We start from the raw sequence: 20,848 nt of genomic DNA, 5'->3' as shown, positions 1-20,848 counted from the left end.
GCCGGTTCAGAGCAGGCGGCGCAGGCGCAGCAGGTCCCGCAGCCCCGCCTCCAGCCTGACCCGGCCGGAGCCCCAGGCCCGGGCGAAGTGCAGTTCCCCGTCGACGAGGGCGACCAGGTCCTCGCCGGTCATCGCGAGCCGGATCTGCGCCTTGGGTGCCGTCGGCGGTCCCTCGTGCAGCCGGAGCCCGTCGATCCGGCCCTCGTGCAGGCGGCCGGTGAAGGTGACGTCGTGGTCGGTGAGGTGGCAGCTGAGCGAGCGGTCCAGGGCGGCGGCCCGGCGCACCTCGCCCTCCGCCCGGCCCATCCGCTCCGAGAGGCGGCCGAGCGCGGCGCGGCACTGCTCTACGGTGGCCATCGCGACCGACGGTACCCCAGGGCTCCGGGTCCGGAGCGAGCCCGGCCCGATCCGGGCGAAGGACCCCGGCCGCGCGCGGTAGCGTCGGGGCATGGACGAGACCATGGCGAGCCCGGAGCAGGAGCCCCCCGCCGCCGAGGACCAGCAGGCGGCGGACGGTGCCGAGCGGGACGCGGGCGCCACCGGTGAGCAGGGCGCGAGCGCTCCCGCGCAGACCGCCGAGGACCCCGCGGCGGCAGCCGACCCCGACGACGCCCCCGCCGGACCCGCCCCGCTCGGTGTGGAACGGCAGCCGACCGGGAACGCCGAGGTCGACGGGTATCTCGGGCGGCTCGCCGACGCGGACCAGCTCACCCCCGACGGCCACACCGAGGTCTACGAGGACGTGCACCGCGGACTGCGGTCCACCCTCGCCGGCCTCGACAGCCACCCCGGGCCCCCGCCGCCCGGACCGCACCCCGCACCGCCCCGGTGACGGCAGCCCGCCGTACACCCGCCGACCCCGGTCACGGAGGACCCTCCGTACACCGGCACGGACACAGGAGCTGAACCGACAGTGGCAGGAGTGGCACGTCGCCGCCTCGACGCCGAACTGGTCCGCCGCAAGCTCGCGCGCTCGCGCGAGCACGCGGGCCAGCTGATCGCCGCCGGACGCGTCGCCGTCGGCGGCGCCAGGGCGAGCAAGTCCGCCACCCAGGTGGAGACCAGCGCCGCCATCGTGGTCGCGAAGGACGACGGCGACCCCGACTACGTCTCCCGCGGCGGGCACAAACTCGCCGGGGCGCTGGCCGCCTTCGGGCCCCGGGGCCTGGTGGTCACCGGGCGGCGCGCCCTGGACGCCGGGGCCTCCACCGGCGGCTTCACCGATGTGCTGCTGCGCGCCGGGGCCGCCGAGGTGGTCGCCGTGGACGTCGGCTACGGCCAGCTCGCCTGGTCCCTGCAGAGCGACGAGCGGGTGACCGTCCGGGACCGTACGAACGTGCGCGAGCTGAGCCTGGACGACCTCGGCGGGGTCCCGGTGCAGCTCGTGGTGGGCGACCTCTCCTTCATCCCGCTCGGCCTGGTGCTGCCCGCCCTGGTGCGCTGCGCCGCCCCCGAGGCGGACCTCGTGCTGATGGTGAAGCCGCAGTTCGAGGTCGGCAAGGAGCGCCTCGGCAGCGGGGGAGTGGTGCGCAGCAGCGCGCTGCGGGCCGAGGCGGTGCGCCAAGTCGCCCGGCAGGCCTGGGAACTCGGGCTCGGCGCCGAGGGTGTGACGGCCAGCCCGCTGCCCGGTCCCTCCGGGAACGTCGAGTACTTTCTGTGGCTGCGTGCCGGTGCTCCCGAGCTGGACCCGGCGGATGTTGACCGTGCTGTGGCGGAGGGGCCCCGTTGACTCAGAGCCGAGCTCGTACTGTTTTCCTGCTGGCCCACACCGGGCGGCCCGCGGCCATCCGCAGCGCCGAACTGGTGGTGGCCGGACTGCTCCGCTCCGGCCTCGGGGTGCGCGTACTGGAGGCGGAGGCCGCCGACCTGCCGCTGCCCCCCGAGGTGGAACTGGTCGCGGAGGCCACCCCGGAGTGCCTCGACGACTGCGAGCTGCTCATCGTCCTCGGCGGTGACGGCACGCTGCTGCGCGGCGCCGAGTTCGCCCGTGCCTCGGGGGTGCCGATGCTCGGGGTCAACCTCGGCCGGGTCGGCTTCCTCGCCGAGGCCGAGCGCGACGACCTGGACAAGGTGGTCGACCGGGTCGTCACCCGCTCCTACGAGGTCGAGGAGCGGATGACCGTCGACGTGGTCGTGCACAACAACGGCGACACCGTGCACCGCGACTGGGCGCTGAACGAGGCCGCGGTCCAGAAGGTCTCCCCGGAACGCATCCTGGAGGTGATCCTGGAGGTCGACGGCCGCCCGGTCACCGGCTTCGGCTGCGACGGCATCGTCTGCGCCACCCCCACCGGCTCCACCGCCTACGCCTTCTCCGCGGGCGGCCCGGTGGTCTGGCCCGAGGTGGAGGCGCTGCTGATGGTCCCGATCAGCGCGCACGCCCTGTTCGCCAAGCCGCTGGTCACCTCGCCCGACTCGGTGCTCGCCGTCGAGGTCCAGCAGAACACCCCGCACGGCGTGCTCTGGTGCGACGGCAGGCGCACCGTCGAACTCCCCGCGGGCGCCCGGGTGGAGGTCCGCCGCGGCGCCGTCCCGGTCCGGCTCGCGCGGCTGCACCACGCCTCCTTCACCGACCGCCTGGTCGCCAAGTTCGCCCTGCCGGTGTCCGGCTGGCGCGGGGCGCCCCACTGAGCGGCGGGATCCGGGGCGGCCCACTCAGGCGGGTGATACGACCGCCCGCCACCTGCGGATTCGGCACCGGATACCGGGGCCCGTCGCACAGCGGCGCCCCGACCTCGTAAGGTCGTGTCCGTGTTGGAGGAGATGCGGATACGGTCGCTCGGGGTCATCGACGACGCGGTCGTCGAGCTGTCGCCCGGTTTCACCGCCGTGACCGGGGAGACCGGCGCGGGCAAGACGATGGTCGTCACCAGCCTGGGCCTGCTGCTCGGCGGGCGCGCCGACGCCGCCCTGGTGCGCATCGGGGCGAAGTCGGCGGTGGTCGAGGGCCGGGTCACCGTGCCCGAGGGCGGCCCGGCCGTGAAACGCGCCGAGGAGGCGGGTGCCGAACTCGACGACGGGGCGCTGCTGATCAGCCGGACCGTCTCCGCGGAGGGCCGCTCCCGCGCCCACCTCGGCGGGCGCTCGGTGCCGGTCGGCGTGCTCGGCGAACTCGCCGACGAACTGGTCGCCGTGCACGGCCAGACCGACCAGCAGGGGCTGCTCAAACTCTCCCGGCAGCGCCAGGCCCTGGACCGGTACGCGGGCGAGGCGGTCACCAAGCCGCTGGAGGCGTACGGCAAGGCCTACCGCAGGCTGCGAGCCGTCACCGCCGAGCTGGACGAGATCACCACCCGCGCCCGTGAACGCGCCCAGGAGGCCGACCACCTGCGCTTCGGCCTGGAGGAGATCGCCGCCGTCGAGCCCCGGCCCGGCGAGGACACCGAACTGGCCGCCGAGGCCGAACGCCTCGGTCACGCCGAGGCCCTCGCCTCCGCGGCCACCGCCGCGCACGCCGCCCTCGCGGGCAATCCGGAGGACCCCGAGGGCATCGACGCGGGCGCGCTCGTCGCGGGCGCGCACCGGGCCGTCGAGGCGGTCCGCTCCCACGACCCCTCGCTCGCCGACCTGGCCGACCGGATCGGCGAGATCGGCATCCTGCTCGGCGACGTGGCGGGCGAACTCGCCGGGTACGCCGACGACCTGGACGCCGACCCGCTGCGGCTCGCCGCGGTCGAGGAGCGCCGGGCCGCCCTGACCCAGCTGACCCGCAAGTACGGCGAGGACATCGCCGCGGTGCTCACCTGGGCCGAGGCCGGTGCGGCCCGCCTCGCCGACCTCGACGGCGACGACGAGCGGACCGGCGAGCTGACCGCCGAACGCGAGGCGCTGCGGAGCGAACTCGGCTCCCTGGCCCAGGCGTTGACCCAGGTGCGCCGGGAGGCCGCGGAGCGTTTCGCCGCGGCGGTCACCGCGGAACTCGCCTCGCTCGCCATGCCGCACGCCCGGGTCTCCTTCGAGATCCGCCAGACCGAGGACCCCGAGGGCGTCGAGGTCGAAGGCCGGACCGTCGCCTGCGGGCCCACCGGCGCCGACGAGGTGGAGCTGCTGCTCGCCCCGCACCCGGGCGCCCCGGCCCGCCCGATCGCCAAGGGCGCCTCCGGCGGTGAACTCTCCCGGGTGATGCTCGCCGTGGAGGTGGTCTTCGCCGGGAACGACCCGGTGCCCACCTACCTCTTCGACGAGGTGGACGCGGGCGTCGGCGGCAAGGCGGCGGTGGAGATCGGCAGGCGGCTCGCGCGGCTCGCCAAGTCGGCCCAGGTCGTGGTGGTCACCCACCTCCCGCAGGTGGCCGCCTTCGCCGATCGGCAGCTGCTCGTCGAGAAGACCAACGAGGGCTCGGTGACGCGCTCCGGGGTCAAGGTGCTCGACGGCGAGGACCGGGTACGCGAACTCTCCCGGATGCTCGCGGGCCAGGAGGACTCCGAGACGGCCCGCGCGCACGCCGAGGAACTCCTCGCCACGGCCCGCGCGGACGGCTGAGAGGCCCCCCGCTCCCACCGCCCCCGCCGCGTCCCCCGGTGCCATCCGGCATGTGCCCCGGTCCTGTCACCCCGTCAACCCCAGGCCCCGAAACCACCGGTACGAGTGGAACGCCTCCCCTTGCTCACCCGGGCGCCCTGGTGAGAACGCCGAACACCCGCCCGGGCGCCCGCTCGGCCTGGCATCCTGTGCGCAGCACCCAGGGTGGCACCCAGTGCCCCGAACTCCCGCCCCCGGCCCACCGGAGACCGCCACGGACCGGACTTGCCGCCCTCCCGTGAACAGCAGGCAGAACCCCTGATCAGCGTCGAGCAGAACCGCTGAACAGCAAGCAGAACTCCCCCCACCGAACCACCGAACCACCGAACCGAGGAACCCCCACGTGAGCACCCCCGCCCCGTACGGTCGTCCGCCGCTGCGTACCGTGCAGGTGCTCGGCGGGGCGAGCGCCGGCAGCAGCGGCCAGGTGCGGGCGCTGGCCACCGGGCTCACCGCGCGCGGGGTGCGGGTGACCGTGTGCTCCCCGCAGCGGACCGAGGAGGCGCACGACTTCACCGGCGCGGGAGCGGTCCATGTGCCGGTGCCCCGCCGCGGCGACCCCGCCTCGCTCGCCGCCCTGCGTGCGGCCTGCTCCGGCGCCGACCTGGTCCACGCGCACGGACCGCACGCCGCGCTGCGCGCCTCGCTGGCCCTGAGCGGACGCCCGGTGCCCCTCGTGGTGACCTGGTACAGCGGCGGCTCGTGGGACGGCTCCCGGCCGCGCGTACGGGAGTTGGTGGAGCGCCGGGTGGCCAGGGCGGCCTCGGTGGTCCTCGGCGCCACCCCCGAACTCGTGGGCCGGGCCCGGTCCTTGGGCGCCCGCGACGCCCGCCTCGCCGTCCTCGCCCACCCGGGCGCGCGGGCGCCCCACGAGGGGGACATGGCCGGACGCACCACCGCCGACCCCGACAAGACCCGGGCCGAACTCGGCACCGTGGGACGCCCGTTGCTGCTCGCCGTGGGCGCCCTGCACGCGGGCCGCGGCTACCGGACCCTGCTCGACGCGGCCCGCGCCTGGCGCGGCCTCGAACCGCAGCCGCTGCTGCTGATCGCGGGGGAGGGGCCGCTGCGCTCCCAACTCCAGCGCCGCATCCACCGCGAGGACCTGCCGGTACGCCTGCTCGGCCGCCGCACCGACGTACCGGAACTGCTCGGCGCCGCGGACCTCGTCCTGGTGCCCGGCTGCCGGGAGGCGCGGTCCGTACTCGCCCAGGAGGCCCTGCTCGCGGGGGTGCCGCTGGTCGCCGCCGAGGTGGGGATGATGACCGAACTCGTGGGCGGGGCCGCCGAGTTGGTGCCGCACGGGGATGCCGAGGCCCTGGCCCGCGCGGTCACGGGGCTGCTCGGCGACCCCTACCGCAGGCAGCGGCTGCGTGTCGCCTCCCGTGCGCTGACCCGCAGTTGGCCCTCCGAGGACGAGGCCGCCGCCCAAGTGCTCCGCGTCTACGACGAGTTGACCATGTGACGCACTCCGGCCCGCGGTTGAGGCCGCGGGCCGGAGAGGGTGCTGCGTCGGTGCCGGGTGTCTCAGCCCCCGTACGCCCCCGAGGCGGTGAGCCGCAGGGCCGTGTCGATCAGCGGGACATGGCTGAACGCCTGCGGGAAGTTGCCCACTTGGCGCTTGCGGACCGGGTCCCACTCCTCGGCGAGCAGGCCGAGGTCGTTGCGGAGCGCGAGCAGCTTCTCGAAGAGCTTGCGGGCCTCGTCGACCCGGCCGATCATCGCCAGGTCGTCCGCCATCCAGAAGGAGCAGGCGAGGAAGGCGCCCTCGTCGCCGGAGAGCCCGTCCACGCCCTCGTCCTCACCGGAGGTCGGGTAGCGCATGATGAAGCCGTCCGGGGTGGACAGTTCGCGCTGGATCGCCTCGATGGTGCCGATGACGCGCTTGTCGTCCGGCGGCAGGAAGCCCATCTGCGGGATGAGCAGCAGCGAGGCGTCGAGCTCCTTCGAGCCGTAGGACTGGGTGAAGGTGTTGCGCTCCTGGTCGTAGCCCTTCTCGCAGACGTCCCGGTGGATGTCGTCGCGCAGCTCGCGCCACTTCTCCAGCGGGCCGTCCGCGTCGCCGGACTCGATCAGCTTGATGGTGCGGTCGACGGCGACCCAGGCCATCACCTTGGAGTGCACGAAGTGGCGGCGCGGGCCGCGCACCTCCCAGATGCCCTCGTCCGGCTCGTACCAGTGGTCCTCCAGGTGCCGGATCAGCTTCAGCTGGAGCAGCGAGGCGTGGTCGTTGCGCGCCAGGCCCGTCATATGGGCCAGGTGCAGGGCCTCGGTGACCTCGCCGTAGACGTCCAGCTGGAGCTGGTGCGCGGCGCCGTTGCCGACGCGCACCGGGGCGGAGCCCTCGTAGCCGGGCAGCCAGTCCAGCTCGGCCTCGCCCAGCTCCCGCTCCCCGGCGATGCCGTACATGATCTGCAGGCTCTCCGGGTCGCCGGCCACCGCGCGCAGCAGCCACTCGCGCCAGGCGCGGGCCTCGTCGCGGTAGCCGGTGCGCAGCAGCGAGGACAGCGTGATCGCCGCGTCGCGCAGCCAGGTGTAGCGGTAGTCCCAGTTGCGCAGACCGCCGATCTCCTCCGGCAGCGAGGTGGTGGGCGCGGCGACGATGCCGCCGGTGGGCGCGTAGGTCAGCGCCTTCAGCGTGATCAGCGAACGGATCACGGCCTCCCGGTAGGGGCCGTGGTACGTGCACTGCTCGACCCACTCCCGCCAGAACTCCTCGGTGGCCTCCAGCGACTGCTCGGGCTCGGGCAGCGCCGGGGGATTCCGGTGCGAGGGCTGCCAGGAGATGGTGAAGGCGACGCGCTCACCGGGGGAGACCGTGAAGTCGGCGTAGGTCGTCAGGTCCTTGCCGTAGGTCTCCGCCTCGGCGTCCAGCCAGACCGAGTCGGGTCCGGCCACCGCAACGGTGCGCCCGTCGACCTTGTGCACCCAGGGCACGATCCGGCCGTAGGAGAAGCGCATCCGCAGCGCGGAGCGCATCGGCACCCGGCCGGTGACGCCCTCCACGATCCGCACCAGTTGGGGTGCGCCGTCGCGGGGCGGCATGAAATCGGTCACTCTGACCGTGCCGCGGGGGGTGTCCCACTCGGATTCCAGGATCAGCGAATCCCCGCGGTAGCTGCGGCGGACCGCGGGCGGCGGGTCCTCGGACCCGGCCGCCGGCCCCAGTCTCCAGAAGCCGTGTTCTTCGGTGCCGAGCAGCCCGGCGAAGACGGCGTGGGAGTCGAAGCGGGGCAGGCACAACCAGTCGATCGTGCCGTCCCGGCAGACCAGCGCGGCGGTCTGCATGTCTCCGATAAGTGCGTAGTCCTCGATGCGCCCGGCCACGTACATCTCCAGTCAAACGGCCACGGTGCCCGCTCGGGGGCCTTGCAATGCGGGTCAAGGATTCTGTGTGAATCGTCTGCGACGAGCTCTTGTCGGAAAAGACGCGGCTCGTGGCGTCGTCGTTCCCTCGGACACTCCGAAGCCCCTGGTCCGGGGCATGCCACGTGCCCGGATACGGCGCTCGTCGGCGAGTGTCCGAGCAGGATACGTCCGCACCGGGTGATCCGTGCACCGTCTTGGGCAACCTTCGGCAACCCGGCTGCGCCGAACGGGTGGGCGAGAGGTGACGTGTGCCGCATTCCGTGCGCGCAGCGTGGCCGGAAGCAGCCTCCTCTGGTCGCTGTTACCCTGGTAGCCCGTGGACCGGTGGGCCTGGCCCCCGCCCGCAGCGGCGCCATCCGAAGCACGATCCGGGCCGCTCAGCACCTCAGACCGCGACCACGGGAGCCCCCTCTTGGCCATGCCGCCCCGATCCTCGAATTCGACGACCAAGCACATCTTCGTCACCGGGGGTGTCGCCTCGTCCCTCGGCAAGGGGCTCACGGCCTCCAGCCTGGGCGCGCTGCTCAAGGCGCGCGGCCTGCGGGTCACCATGCAGAAGCTGGACCCGTACCTCAATGTCGACCCCGGCACCATGAACCCCTTCCAGCACGGTGAGGTGTTCGTCACCAACGACGGCGCCGAGACCGACCTGGACATCGGCCACTACGAGCGCTTCCTCGACGTCGACCTCGACGGCAGCGCCAACGTAACCACCGGCCAGGTCTACTCCACGGTGATCGCCAAGGAGCGCCGCGGCGAGTACCTCGGCGACACCGTGCAGGTCATCCCGCACATCACCAACGAGATCAAGCACCGCATCCGCCGGATGGCCACCGAGGACGTCGACGTGGTCATCACCGAGGTCGGCGGCACCGTCGGCGACATCGAGTCACTGCCCTTCCTGGAGACGGTCCGCCAAGTCCGCCACGAGGTGGGCCGCGACAACGTCTTCGTGGTGCACATCTCCCTGCTCCCCTACATCGGCCCCTCCGGCGAACTCAAGACCAAGCCGACCCAGCACTCGGTCGCCGCGCTGCGGAACATCGGTATTCAGCCGGATGCGATCGTGCTCCGAGCGGACCGTCACGTTCCGACCTCGATCAAGCGCAAGATCTCCCTGATGTGCGATGTCGACGAGGCCGCCGTGGTCGCCGCGATCGACGCCAAGTCCATCTACGACATCCCGAAGGTGCTGCACACCGAGGGGCTGGACGCCTATGTCGTCCGCAAGCTCGACCTGCCCTTCCGCGACGTGGACTGGACGGTCTGGGACGACCTGCTCGACCGGGTGCACAACCCCGACCACGAGGTCTCCGTCGCCCTGGTCGGCAAGTACATCGACCTCCCCGACGCCTATCTCTCCATCACCGAGGCCCTGCGCGCGGGCGGGTTCGCCAACCGGGCCCGGGTGAAGATCAAGTGGGTCACCTCCGACGACTGCAAGACCCCCGCCGGGGCCGAGGCCCAGCTCGCGGACGTGGACGCGGTCTGCGTCCCGGGCGGCTTCGGCGACCGCGGCGTCAGCGGCAAGGTCGGCGCGATCCGCTACGCCCGGGAGAACCGGATCCCGCTGCTCGGCATCTGCCTCGGCCTGCAGTGCATCGTCATCGAGGCCGCGCGCAACATCGCGGACATCCCGGACGCCAACTCCACCGAGTTCGACGCGGGGACCGGCCACCCGGTGATCTCCACCATGGCCGAGCAGCTCGACATCGTCGCGGGCGAGGGCGACATGGGCGGCACCATGCGGCTCGGCATGTACCCGGCCAAGCTCGCCGAGGACTCGATCGTGCGCGAGGTCTACGACGGCAAGGAGTACGTCGAGGAGCGCCACCGCCACCGCTACGAGGTCAACAACGCCTACCGCGCCGAGCTGGAGAAGAAGGCCGGGCTGCAGTTCTCCGGCACCTCCCCGGACGGCAAGCTCGTCGAGTACGTCGAGTACCCGCGCGAGGTGCACCCCTACCTGGTCGCCACTCAGGCCCACCCGGAGCTGCGCTCCCGCCCGACCCGCCCGCACCCGCTCTTCGCGGGCCTGGTGAAGGCGGCCGTCGCCCGCCGGCGGGAGCTCGCCCCCGGCACGGACGGCTGAGCCGCCCCCGCCGGGATAGCGTTGCCGGGGTACGCGCTCGCGAGGGCGCGTACCCCCGGTTCTTCGTTTGCGGCGCGTGGGAGGCTTCGGCATGGCGATCAAGGACAGCCCCGAGGAGTGGGAGGTCAGGGCGAGCACGACCCCCTTCACGGGGAAGAAGACCGCGGTGCGCACCGACGAGGTGGTCATGCCGGACGGTTCGGCCGCCCGCCGCGACTACCAGGTGCACCCCGGCTCGGTCGCCGTGCTCGCCCTCGACACCGAGCAGCGCGTCCTCGTCCTGCGCCAGTACCGCCACCCCGTACGGCACAAGCTCTGGGAGCTGCCGGCCGGGCTGCTCGACGTACCGGGCGAGAACCCGCTGCACGCGGCGCAGCGCGAGCTCTACGAGGAGGCGCACCTCAAGGCCGAGGACTGGCGGGTGCTCACGGACGTCTTCACCACGCCCGGCGGCTCCGACGAGGCGGTACGCGTCTTCCTGGCCCGCGAGCTGTCCGAGGCCGAGGGCGAGCGCTTCGAAGTCGCCGAGGAGGAGGCCGACATGGAGCTGGCCCGGGTGCCGCTGCCCGCTCTGGTGCGCGGGGTGCTCGCGGGCGAACTCCAGAACAACTGCCTTGCCCTCGGGGTGCTTTCGCTGCACGCCGTGCTCGGCGGCGAGGGCCCCGAGGCGCTGCGCCCGGCCGAAGCGCCCTGGCCCGCCCGCCCGTTCTCCGTGTGACCGGCGGCTGATCCGAACGAGGGAAGCCGCCGCCCTGCTCTCCGCAGTTCGTCGCAGAGAGTGAACTAGGCTCGGCGGGTGCCCGTTCCCGATACGGCGGGCACTCGGTCGGCAAGGCGACGGGAGCGTGGCCCGGTGACGGAATGGGCGGTGGACGGCAGCGGACTGCGGGTGCCCGGCACGGACCGGGAGCCGCACGCCGAGGACGAGTTGACGGATGCTCACTTCCTGGGCCGCACACGGGAGTTGAAGGAACTCCACAGCGACATCGCGCGTGCGGGACTGGACACCGTCGCGGGCCGCAAGGCGCCGCGGGCCCGGGTCCTGCTCGTCGCGGGCAAGCCCGGCTCCGGGCGCACCGCGCTCGCCCGCGAACTCGCCGCACGCGTCGCGGACAGTTACCCCGACGGACTCCTCGCCGCCCGGCTCGCCGAACCCGACGGCACCCCCGTCCCCGTCGCCCGCCTCGCCCAGCAGCTGCTGGCGGAACTGGGCGCCCCGGCCGGACCCGGGGCCGAGGAGGACGAGCTCACCGAGGCGCTGCGCGGCGCGCTCGCCGACCGCCGGGCCGTCCTCCTGCTCGACGACGCGCGCAGCGCCGAACAGGTCGACGCGCTGCTCCCGGACGCCCCCCACTGCCTGGCCGTCGTGGTCGCCGAGGGCCCGCTCACCGGCATCCCCAACGTACGGCCCTGCGCCCTCGGCGGACTGGACACCAAATCCGCCCTGGAGTACCTGGCCCGCTTCACCGGCCGGGTGCGGATCACCGTGGACCCGCGGGCCGCCGAAGCCCTGGTCGAGGAGTGCGCGGGCCAGCCCGGCGCCCTCGCCCTGGCCGGCGGCTGGCTCGCCGTCCGCCCGGGGGCCGCCGTGCTCGAACTCGCCCGGCGGCTGCACGGCGAGGTCACCGAGGGCACCGCCCTCGCCCGGGTCTTCCGGTACGTCTACGAGAGCCTGCCCCCGCACGCCGCCCGCGCCCTGCGCGCCCTGTGCCTCGCGCCCGCCGGGCTGCTCGACCCGCACACCGCCTCCGCCCTCGCGGGCTGCTCGGTGCCGGAGGCCGAGGAGGCCCTCACCGGCTTCGCCGCGACCGGACTGCTGCGGCGGCTGCCCGGCGCGCCGCCGCAGTACGAGATCCCCGGCTGCCTGATGCCGCACCTCGGCCGCCTCGGCACCGCCCACGACCGGCCCGCGGAGCGCGAACTCGCCCGCGCCCGGCTCCTGGAGCGGACCGTACGCCTGCTCCAGGCCTGCCGGGCGGTCACCGAACCCGAGGGCAGCCAGGGGCGCCTGCTGCTCGCGAGGATGCCGAGCGCCCAGCGCTTCCCCTCCGAGGCGGCCGCCGCCCGGTGGCTCACGGCGCGTGAACCCGCCCTCTTCGCCGCGGTGCGGATGGCGGTGGCCGACGGCCGGCTCGACACCCTGGCCCGCCGGTTGATCTCCGCTCTCGTACGGGCCCTGCTCGCGCACCGCGACGCCGAGGCGGAGGCCGCCGGGCTGTACGCCCTGCACGGGTACGCCCTGGAGATCGCCGAGCGCCGCGGGCTGCCCGCGGAGCGCGCCGCCGCCCTGCTGAACCTGGCGGACCTCGATGCGCGCTCGGGGCGCACCGAGGCCGCCCTCGACCGCTACCGGGCCGCCCTCGACGCGGGGCGGGGCGCACGGGACGCGTACGCCACCGCCCGGGCCATGGAGTCCCTCGGCGCGGTGCACGAGACCCTGGGCGACTGGGAGCGCGCCGCCGACTGGTACGGGCGCGCCCTCTCCCAGCGCCAGGCCCGGGACGAACGCGCCGAGGCCGCCGTCCTGTACGGGCGCATCGGCGGCGTGCTCGCCTGTGCGGGCCAGTACCCCGAGGCGCAGCGCAGCTGGCGGGCGGCCGTCGCCGGGTACCGCAGGGCGGGGGACGCGGCGGCGCAGGCCGGGGCGCTGGGCGAGCTGGCCCGCGTCCAGGAGTACGCGGGCCGCCACCCGGAGTCGCTGCGCACCTGGCACGAGGCGGTCCAGTGGGCCCGCCAGACCCGCGACACCGACCTCGAATCCTCCCTCCGCCACCGCCTCGCCGACGCCCTGGAACGCCTCGGCGATCCCGCCGCGGCCCGGCTGCACCGCAAGGCGGCGGAGCGGTTGGTGGAGGGGGAGGGGGGTTCGGTGAGCATTGAGGCGGAGGCGGAGGCGGAGGCGGAGGCGGGGCCGGAGCCAGGGCAGGTGGCGGAGGCAGCCGTGGTGGTCGCGGAGCCGGTGGCGGTGAGGGAGCCGGTGGCGGCCGAGGAGCGGGAGCCGGTGGCGGTCGAGAAACGGGAGGCGGTGGCGGTCTCGGAACCCGGGCCGGAGTCCCAGCCGGTCATGGGACCTGAGCCGGAGCCCCAGCCGGTCGTGGGCCCCGAGCCGGAGCCCCAGCCGGTCCTGGGATCCGAGCCGGAGTCCCCCATGGAGCCCGAGCCCGAGCAGAAGCACGCCGGGGAGCCGCAGCCCCGAGTGGAAGCCGAGGGCGAGCCGCAGCCGGTGCCGGAACCGCAGCCGGTGGCGGAACCGCAACCGGCGTCCGCCACGGAACCAGACCTGGAACTCGTCACGGAGCCCGTGAACGAACCGGACCCGGTCGGGAAGCCGGAACCGCGGCCCCTCCCCGAGCCGGAGCCTGTTCCCGAACCTCAGCTCGCCTCCGAGCCGCAATCCGCCCCCGAAGCTCAGCTCGCCCCCGAGCCGCAGTCCGCTCCGGAGCCGCAGTCCGCTCCGGAACCGGAGCCCGTACCGGCCGAGGCCCCCGTGGAGGTCATGGAGCCCGCAGAGCCCCTGACGTCCGCAGAGTCCGTCGAGGCTCCGGCGAAGACCACGGTGCGGGCGGCCGTCGCCAAGCCGCCGCGTAAGCCGCGGAAGAGCGCGGCCTCGGCGGCCGGTGCCGCGAAGAAGGCGCCTGCGAAGGCGCCCGCGAAGAAGGCCGTGGTCAAGCAGGCCGCGGCGAAGAAGACGACGGCCAAGAAGACGACGGCGAACAAGGCCACCGCGAAGAAGACGGCCGCGAAGAAGGCCGAGGCGAAGAAGACCACCGTGAAGAAGACGGCCCCCGGCGCCGAGGAGGCCGTCCTCGCAGAGCCGAGGAGCGGGACAGCGAAGCCCCGGCCCAGGAAGGCGACGACGAAGAAAGCCGGCGCCGAGGCCGCCGCCGAGAGCCCCGTGAGGACCCCCGCCGCGCGGTCCGCCCGGCCGGAGTCGGCTCCCGCCCCGGACGTGGACGGAGCCCCGGGTGACGCGTCTTCGCAGGTGACGCGTGCCACAGAGGCGGGGGAGCGGGCCGGAACCGCCGGGAACACGGGGTCTTAGGGGAAGCGGACCTTCCGCCTAGGAAACGCATGGTGCACTCGATGAAGATTGGCGCTTTGGAAGGCTAGACACGGGGAAATCCTTCATTAGACTGGGTTCACCGCGGGTCTTCGCGGTGTATGCGGTGTATTGCCGTGTCATCCACAGCATCCGGGTTTGTGTAGGGAATCCCCCACTTGCCCCCCCCCGAGCCAAGGACCGTGATCGACGTGAAGGTCGGTATCCCCCGCGAGGTCAAGAACAACGAGTTCCGTGTCGCCATCACTCCGGCCGGCGTGCACGAGCTCGTGCGCCACGGCCATGAGGTCGTCATCGAGCGCGAGGCAGGAGTCGGCTCCTCGATCACGGACGCCGAGTTCGTCTCGGCGGGCGCCCGCATCCTGGACACCGCGGACGAGGTCTGGGCCGCCGCCGACCTGCTCCTGAAGGTCAAGGAGCCGATAGCGGAGGAGTACCACCGCCTGCGCAAGGGCCAGACGCTCTTCACCTACCTCCACCTCGCCGCGTCCAAGGAGTGCACGGACGCCCTGATCGACTCCGGCACCACCGCGATCGCCTACGAGACCGTCGAACTCCCCAGCCGCGCGCTGCCGTTGCTCGCCCCGATGTCCGAGGTGGCCGGCCGGCTCGCCCCGCAGGTCGGCGCGTACCACCTGATGAGCCCGGTGGGCGGACGCGGTGTGCTGCCCGGCGGCGTGCCGGGTGTGGCGGCCGGTCGCGCCGTGGTCATCGGCGGCGGTGTCTCCGGCTGGAACGCCGCGCAGATCGCCATCGGCATGGGCTTCCACGTCACCCTGCTCGACCGCGACATCAACAAGCTGCGCGAGGCGGACCGCATCTTCGGCACGAAGATCCAGACCGTGGTCTCCAACGCCTTCGAGCTGGAGCGCGCCTGCCTGGAGGCCGACCTCGTGATCGGCGCCGTGCTGATCCCCGGGGCCAAGGCGCCCAAGCTGGTCACCAACGAGCTGGTCTCCCGGATGAAGCCCGGAAGTGTGCTTGTCGACATTGCCATCGACCAGGGCGGCTGCTTCGAGGACTCCCGTCCGACCACGCACGCCGAGCCGACCTTCCCGGTGCACGACGCGGTCTTCTACTGCGTCGCCAACATGCCCGGCGCGGTGCCCAACACCTCGACCTACGCGCTGACCAACGCCACGCTCCCGTACGTCGTGGAGCTCGCCGACCGCGGCTGGGCCGAGGCGCTGCGCCGCGATCCCGCGCTGGCCAGGGGCCTCAACACCCATGAGGGCAAGGTCGTCTACCGCGAGGTGGCCGAGGCCCACGGCATGGAGCACGTCGAACTCGCCGCGCTGCTCGGCTGATCCGTCAACTCCGTTCGCACCGCTCACGCTTACGGCCGGACCTCGCTCGACGGGTCCGGCCGTAGGCGTGTGTCTGTGTGTCGCGTCACTGTGCGCCCCGTTCTGCGTTGTTCGCTACGGGCGCGCTCAACTCGCCTCGAACGTACGCCTTTACCCGATTCGCACACCGGGAAAATATCGCCCGCGGAGCCCATGTGCCCTTGACAGAAGGGTGTTGGGCTCCCGACACAAGCTGCCGGGTCCGGTGGATTGTGTTGCTGCGAGGTGGTGACACGCCATAGAGTCGCCAATCGTCGGCATGGTGCCACGCTGACCTATCTAGAAGTTTCCTGGTCGCCAAGGAGGTAAAACGACTTGTGAATGAGTCGACATTTGCTCCCGGGGGTGGTCAACCAGGAATGCCGACGCGGGACCAGAATCCCGCGAGGCTCGAAGGTGTCGGCTCCGTAGCTGTCCACGCCTCCGCAGACCGCCAGATCCCGACCCCAGCACACCAGAGCATGGATGGCCCTCACGTGAACGGCATGGTCCCGGACCGCAGCGGGGACACCCCATCGGTCACTCGCCACCCCGCAGACTACGAAGAGCTGCCCGAGGGTCACTTCTACGATCCCGACGCGGAGTACGAACCCGACCCCGAGTACGCCGCCACCCTCGCGCCGGACGCCGCGCGTCAGCGCCGGGAGCGGATCGGCCCCACGGGGCGGCCGCTGCCGTACTTCCCGATCCCGGGGCCGCTGACCGACCACGGTCCCGCCAAGATCATCGCGATGTGCAACCAGAAGGGCGGCGTCGGCAAGACCACGTCGACCATCAACCTGGGTGCCGCCCTCGCCGAGTACGGGCGCCGGGTGCTGCTCGTCGACTTCGACCCGCAGGGCGCGCTCTCGGTCGGGCTCGGCGTGAACCCGATGGAGCTCGACCTCACCGTCTACAACCTGCTCATGGAGCGGAACATGGCGGCGGACGAGGTGCTCCTCAAGACCGCCGTGCCCAACATGGACCTGCTGCCGAGCAATATCGACCTCTCGGCCGCCGAGGTCCAGCTGGTCTCCGAGGTGGCCCGCGAGTCCACGCTCCAGCGCGCGCTCAAGCCGCTGATGGCGGACTACGACTACATCGTGATCGACTGCCAGCCCTCGCTCGGCCTGCTCACGGTCAACGCCCTGACCGCCGCGCACAAGGTGATCGTCCCGCTGGAGTGCGAGTTCTTCGCGCTGCGCGGAGTGGCCCTGCTGACCGAGACCATCGAGAAGGTCCAGGAGCGGCTCAACCCGGACCTGGAGCTCGACGGCATCCTGGCGACGATGTACGACTCGCGCACCGTGCACAGCCGCGAGGTCCTCGCCCGGGTCGTCGAGGCCTTCGACGATCACGTCTACCACACGGTGATCGGCCGTACGGTCCGCTTCCCGGAGACCACGGTCGCCGGTGAGCCCATCACCACGTACGCCTCCAACTCCGTCGGTGCCGCCGCCTATCGCCAGCTCGCCAGGGAGGTGCTCGCCCGGTGTCACGCCGAGTGAGTCTGCCCGGGGCCGACGAGCTGTTCCGTACCACCGGGGGAACGGCCCTGCAGGCCTCCGCCCCCAAGCGCCAGGTGGGCGGCGAGGCGCGGGTGCCCGCCCCGGCCGGTGAGAGCGACTCCGCGGCCTCCGGCGACCACCCGTCCGACTCCGCGCGCGCCGAGGGCGGCAGCGCCGAACACGCCACCGCCGAGGGCGGCCAGACCGGCGCCGCGAGCCGGGAGGCCTCGCACACCGAGGAGGGCGAGGCCCGCCCCGCGCGCCGCAAGCAGGACAAGGGCGCCGAGGAGGGCGAGTCCGGCTCGGGCGGGCGCCGCCGCCAGGGCGGTCGCGCGGCGGCCCGCAGGCCGAGCGGCCGGGAGCGCCACGACGAGAAGATCACGGTCTATGTCTCCGCCGAGGAGCTGATGGACCTGGAGCACGCCCGGCTCGTGCTGCGCGGCGAGCACGGACTCGCGGTCGACCGCGGCCGCATCGTCCGCGAGGCGGTCGCCGTGGTGCTGGCGGACCTGGAGTCGCGCGGCGAGGCCAGCATCCTCGTACGGCGCCTGCGCGGGCGCTGAGCCTTCCGGACGCGGGCTCGCGAGCCCTGCCGGGGGTCCCCCTGAACCGGGGCGGGGAACGATAGCCTGCCCGCCCGAAGCCCCCGCCCCACTGGACCACCATGCCGACCACCGACGATCCCGCCCCGTCCCCGCGCGGCCGCCGCCGCGCCCTGGGCCGGGGGCCGGGGGCGGCACCGGCGCCCCTGCTGCCGCCGGGGACGGACCCGGAGCCGGAGCCGGGGTCGGAGCTTCCGCCGGTGGAGCCGGTGGAGAGGGTGCCGGAGCCCGCCGAGGAGCCCGACCGGGAACCCGATGGGGAAGGCGACCGCGAAGACGGGCCTCCGGCTGACGAGATCCCCGAAGGCGGGACCTCGGAAGGCGGGACCTCGGAAGGCGGGACCCCGGAAGACGAGCGCCCGGCTGATGAGATCTCGGCTGACGAGGTTGCCGAGAACCCGCCTGCCGAGACCCTGCCTGCCGAGATCCCTGCTGAAGAGGTCCCGGCAGACGGACCCCAGGCCCTCGCGCCCCCCGCTGACGAGCTCCCTCACGACGGCCCCCCTCACGACGACAGTCCCGACGACAGCGCCGACCACACCCCCGAAGACGGCCGCTTCAAGGTGCGGCTCGCCAACTTCGAGGGGCCCTTCGACCTCCTCCTTCAGCTGATCTCCAAGCACAAGCTCGATGTGACCGAGGTGGCGCTGTCCAAGGTCACCGACGAGTTCATGGCGCACATCCGGGCCATGGGGCCGGACTGGGACCTCGACCAGACCACCGAGTTCCTGGTGGTCGCGGCCACCCTGCTCGACCTCAAGGCGGCGCGGCTGCTCCCGGCCGCCGAGGTGGAGGACGAGGCGGATCTCGCGCTCCTGGAGGCGCGGGACCTGCTCTTCGCGCGGCTGCTCCAGTACCGGGCCTACAAGCAGATCGCCGACATCTTCGCCGGGCGCCTGGAGGACGAGGCGCTGCGGCGTCCCCGTACCGTCGGTCTGGAGCCGCACCACGCGGAGCTGCTGCCCGAGGTCGTCATCAGCATCGGCGCGGAGGGCTTCGCCAAGCTGGCGGTGAAGGCGATGCAGCCGAGGCCGAAGCCGCAGGTGTACGTCGACCACATCCACGCCCCGCTGGTGAGCGTCCGCGAGCAGGCCGAGGTGGTGGTGGCGCGGCTCCGGGCGGCCGGGGAGGCGAGTTTCCGGGAGCTGATCGAGGACGCCGGGGACACCCTCACCGTGGTGGCCCGCTTCCTCGCGCTCCTGGAGCTGTACCGGGAGAAGGCGGTCACCCTGGAGCAGGAGGAGGCGCTCGGGGACCTCCTCGTCCGCTGGACCGGGCAGGCGGGCGAACAGCCGCTGGTGACCGACGAGTTCGACCAGGAGAGCGCCCCGGCCCAGGCCCGCCGCAAGGAGACCGCCGCGGAGCCCGAGCCCGAGCCGACCCCCGGTCCGGCGCCTGCCGCCGGTCCCGACTCCACTGCGGACCCCGCCCCCGCCCCCGCCCCCGCCCCCGCCCCCGACCCGGCGCCCGTCCCGGCCCCCGCTTCCGCCCCCGCCCCCGACTCCGCCCCCGCCGAGGAGACCGTATGACCGAGCAGACCGGCACCGAGGCGAGCGCCGTGGCCGGGGACCCGGGGTCCGTGGCCGGGCTGGAGCTGAAGCCCGCACTGGAGGCGGTGCTCATGGTGGTCGACGAACCGGCGACCGAGGAGCACCTGGCCAAGCTGCTCCAGCGGCCGCGGCGCAAGGTCGGGGACGCGCTGCGCGAGCTGGCCGACGAGTACACCGCGCAGGGCCGCGGCTTCGAGCTGCGTCTGGTGGCCGGGGGCTGGCGGTTCTACAGCCGCCCGCAGTACGCGGCGGCCGTGGAGGGCTTCGCCCTGGACGGGCAGCAGGCACGGCTGACCCAGGCCGCCCTGGAGACACTCGCCGTGGTCGCCTACCGGCAGCCGGTGAGCCGCTCGCGGGTCTCGGCGGTCCGCGGGGTCAACTGCGACGGCGTGATGCGGACCCTCCTCCAGCGCGGGCTGATCGGGGAGGCGGGCGCGGAACCCGAAACAGGTGCGATCCTGTACACGACGACGAACTACTTCCTGGAGCGGATGGGCCTGCGCGGCCTGGACGAACTCCCGGAGCTCGCGCCCTTCCTCCCCGAGGCGGAGGCGATCGAGGCCGAGACGCAGGAAGGCGTGCCGTCGTTCGATCCGGACGCTCCGGATTCCGAGGACGCATACGACAAGACGGAACTTTGATGCGAAGCAGCGGCAAGGACAGCGGGCGCGGTAACTACCGAGGGGCAGGGAATTCGCGCGACGACAAGCAGAAGCGCACCGGGCGGCCCCGCCCCGAGGAGCGCCGCTACGACGCGGGCGGTTCCGGCGGGCCCTCCGGCGAGGGTGCGAAGAAGGGCCGCGGCGCCACGGCCCGGGGCGGCGCCAAGGGCGGCCCGAAGCAGTCGCAGCAGCAGCGCGGCGGCCGCAGCGCACCGGCCCGCTCCCGGGAGTACGAGGCCCGCTCCGAGGAGCGCAACCGCGAGCGGTACGCGGGCAAGAAGGAGGTCAGGCCCCCGAAGACCTTCCCCGGCGCCGAGCAGGAGGGCGAGCGGCTGCAGAAGGTCCTCGCGCGCGCGGGCTACGGCTCCCGGCGCGCCTGCGAGGAGCTGATCGAGCAGGCCAGGGTCGAGGTCAACGGCAGCATCGTGATCGAGCAGGGCCTGCGGGTGGACCCGGAGAACGACGAGATCAAGGTGGACGGCCTGACCGTCGCCACGCAGTCGTACCAGTTCTTCTCTCTGAACAAGCCCGCCGGGGTCGTCTCCACCATGGAGGACCCCGAGGGGCGGCAGTGCCTCGGCGACTACGTCACCAACCGGGAGACGCGGCTCTTCCACGTCGGCCGGCTCGACACCGAGACCGAGGGTGTCATCCTGCTCACCAACCACGGCGAGCTGGCGCACCGGCTGACCCACCCCAAGTACGGCGTGAAGAAGACCTATCTCGCCGCCATCTACGGGCCCATCCCGCGCGACCTCGGCAAGATGCTCAAGGACGGCATCCAGCTGGAGGACGGCTACGCCCGCGCCGACCACTTCCGGGTGGTCGAGCAGACCGGGCGCAACTACCTGGTCGAGGTCACCCTGCACGAGGGCCGCAAGCACATCGTCCGCCGCATGCTCGCCGAGGCGGGCTTCCCGGTCGAGAGGCTGGTACGGACCTCCTTCGGCCCGATCACCCTGGGCGACCAGAAGTCCGGCTGGCTGCGCAGGCTCTCCAACACGGAGGTCGGCATGCTGATGCGCGAGGTGGAGCTGTAGTCCCGGAGAGGCCTCGCGTACGGAGCAGGACCTCGCGTACGGAACGCCGGGGCCCCTCGGCCTCTCGTACGGAACGCGCCGGGCCCGCCCGGTGACGAGGAGTGTGCGGCGGCGGGCGG

At 73.3% G+C, this 20,848-nt stretch carries 14 protein-coding genes and 2 pseudogenes; 14 read left to right on the top strand and 2 right to left on the bottom strand.

Going from position 1 to position 20,848, the window contains the following annotated elements; translation table 11 throughout:
* Positions 1 to 6: 6 nt before the first annotated feature.
* Positions 7 to 357 carry a sterol-binding protein gene (locus tag HFV08_RS30770; RefSeq protein WP_168543850.1) on the bottom strand — a complete coding sequence of 117 codons (351 nt, stop codon included), beginning with the start codon at positions 355 to 357 and terminating at the stop codon, positions 7 to 9.
* Positions 358 to 448: 91 nt separating this feature from the next.
* Here HFV08_RS30770 and HFV08_RS30765 point away from each other — a divergent pair, with 91 nt between their 5' ends.
* From HFV08_RS30765 to HFV08_RS30745, 5 genes are all read left to right on the top strand, one after another.
* On the top strand, positions 449 to 832 hold the full coding sequence (locus HFV08_RS30765) for a hypothetical protein (RefSeq protein WP_312885897.1): 384 nt from the start codon (positions 449 to 451) through the stop codon (positions 830 to 832).
* 81 nt (positions 833 to 913) lie between these two features.
* A complete protein-coding gene (locus tag HFV08_RS30760) occupies positions 914 to 1,729 on the top strand; it encodes a TlyA family RNA methyltransferase (RefSeq protein WP_168543849.1) in 816 nt (271 codons plus the stop codon).
* Positions 1,726 to 2,631, top strand: a complete 906-nt coding sequence (locus tag HFV08_RS30755; RefSeq protein WP_168543848.1) for an NAD kinase — start codon at positions 1,726 to 1,728, stop codon at positions 2,629 to 2,631. The genes HFV08_RS30760 and HFV08_RS30755 overlap by 4 nt, the downstream gene beginning before the upstream one ends.
* A gap of 132 nt (positions 2,632 to 2,763) precedes the next feature.
* Positions 2,764 to 4,482 (top strand): DNA repair protein RecN, encoded by a 1,719-nt coding sequence (gene recN / locus HFV08_RS30750; protein WP_168543855.1) that lies wholly within the window; start codon positions 2,764 to 2,766, stop codon positions 4,480 to 4,482.
* A gap of 382 nt (positions 4,483 to 4,864) precedes the next feature.
* The gene (locus HFV08_RS30745) at positions 4,865 to 5,986 is read left to right on the top strand and encodes a glycosyltransferase family 4 protein (protein WP_168543847.1); all 1,122 of its coding nucleotides are present in this window, start codon (positions 4,865 to 4,867) and stop codon (positions 5,984 to 5,986) included.
* A gap of 62 nt (positions 5,987 to 6,048) precedes the next feature.
* On the opposite strand, the gene HFV08_RS30740 is transcribed toward HFV08_RS30745, so the two are convergent.
* Positions 6,049 to 7,854, bottom strand: a complete 1,806-nt coding sequence (locus tag HFV08_RS30740; protein WP_168543846.1) for a glycoside hydrolase family 15 protein — start codon at positions 7,852 to 7,854, stop codon at positions 6,049 to 6,051.
* Positions 7,855 to 8,308: 454 nt separating this feature from the next.
* Here HFV08_RS30740 and pyrG point away from each other — a divergent pair, with 454 nt between their 5' ends.
* From pyrG to HFV08_RS30695, 9 genes and pseudogenes are all read left to right on the top strand, one after another.
* Positions 8,309 to 9,982 carry a CTP synthase gene (gene pyrG / locus HFV08_RS30735; protein ID WP_168543845.1) on the top strand — a complete coding sequence of 558 codons (1,674 nt, stop codon included), beginning with the start codon at positions 8,309 to 8,311 and terminating at the stop codon, positions 9,980 to 9,982.
* Between the two features lie 91 nt (positions 9,983 to 10,073).
* Complete coding sequence (locus HFV08_RS30730) at positions 10,074 to 10,700, top strand: NUDIX domain-containing protein (protein ID WP_168543844.1); 627 nt, start codon at positions 10,074 to 10,076, stop codon at positions 10,698 to 10,700.
* A 135-nt stretch (positions 10,701 to 10,835) separates the two neighbouring features.
* A pseudogene (locus HFV08_RS30725) lies at positions 10,836 to 12,881 on the top strand (tetratricopeptide repeat protein); the annotation flags it as partial.
* A gap of 1,343 nt (positions 12,882 to 14,224) precedes the next feature.
* Positions 14,225 to 15,349 (top strand): alanine dehydrogenase, encoded by a 1,125-nt coding sequence (ald, locus tag HFV08_RS30720; RefSeq protein WP_168543843.1) that lies wholly within the window; start codon positions 14,225 to 14,227, stop codon positions 15,347 to 15,349.
* Positions 15,350 to 15,747: 398 nt separating this feature from the next.
* Positions 15,748 to 16,875 carry a ParA family protein gene (locus HFV08_RS30715; RefSeq protein ID WP_168543842.1) on the top strand — a complete coding sequence of 376 codons (1,128 nt, stop codon included), beginning with the start codon at positions 15,748 to 15,750 and terminating at the stop codon, positions 16,873 to 16,875.
* Positions 16,860 to 17,438 (top strand): hypothetical protein, encoded by a 579-nt coding sequence (locus HFV08_RS30710; protein ID WP_168543841.1) that lies wholly within the window; start codon positions 16,860 to 16,862, stop codon positions 17,436 to 17,438. Before HFV08_RS30715 ends, HFV08_RS30710 begins: the two co-directional genes overlap by 16 nt.
* Positions 17,439 to 17,539: 101 nt before the next feature.
* Positions 17,540 to 18,826: pseudogene (locus HFV08_RS30705) on the top strand (segregation and condensation protein A); the annotation flags it as partial.
* Positions 18,827 to 19,002: 176 nt separating this feature from the next.
* A complete protein-coding gene (gene scpB, locus HFV08_RS30700; RefSeq protein WP_168543839.1) occupies positions 19,003 to 19,668 on the top strand; it encodes an SMC-Scp complex subunit ScpB in 666 nt (221 codons plus the stop codon).
* Complete coding sequence (locus HFV08_RS30695) at positions 19,668 to 20,729, top strand: pseudouridine synthase (RefSeq protein ID WP_168543838.1); 1,062 nt, start codon at positions 19,668 to 19,670, stop codon at positions 20,727 to 20,729. The genes scpB and HFV08_RS30695 overlap by 1 nt, the downstream gene beginning before the upstream one ends.
* The last annotated feature ends 119 nt before the right edge of the window (positions 20,730 to 20,848 follow it).

The organism is Streptomyces physcomitrii (assembly GCF_012273655.1).
GTDB lineage: Bacteria > Actinomycetota > Actinomycetes > Streptomycetales > Streptomycetaceae > Streptomyces > Streptomyces physcomitrii.
This window is presented reverse-complemented; position numbering and strand designations above follow the sequence as displayed.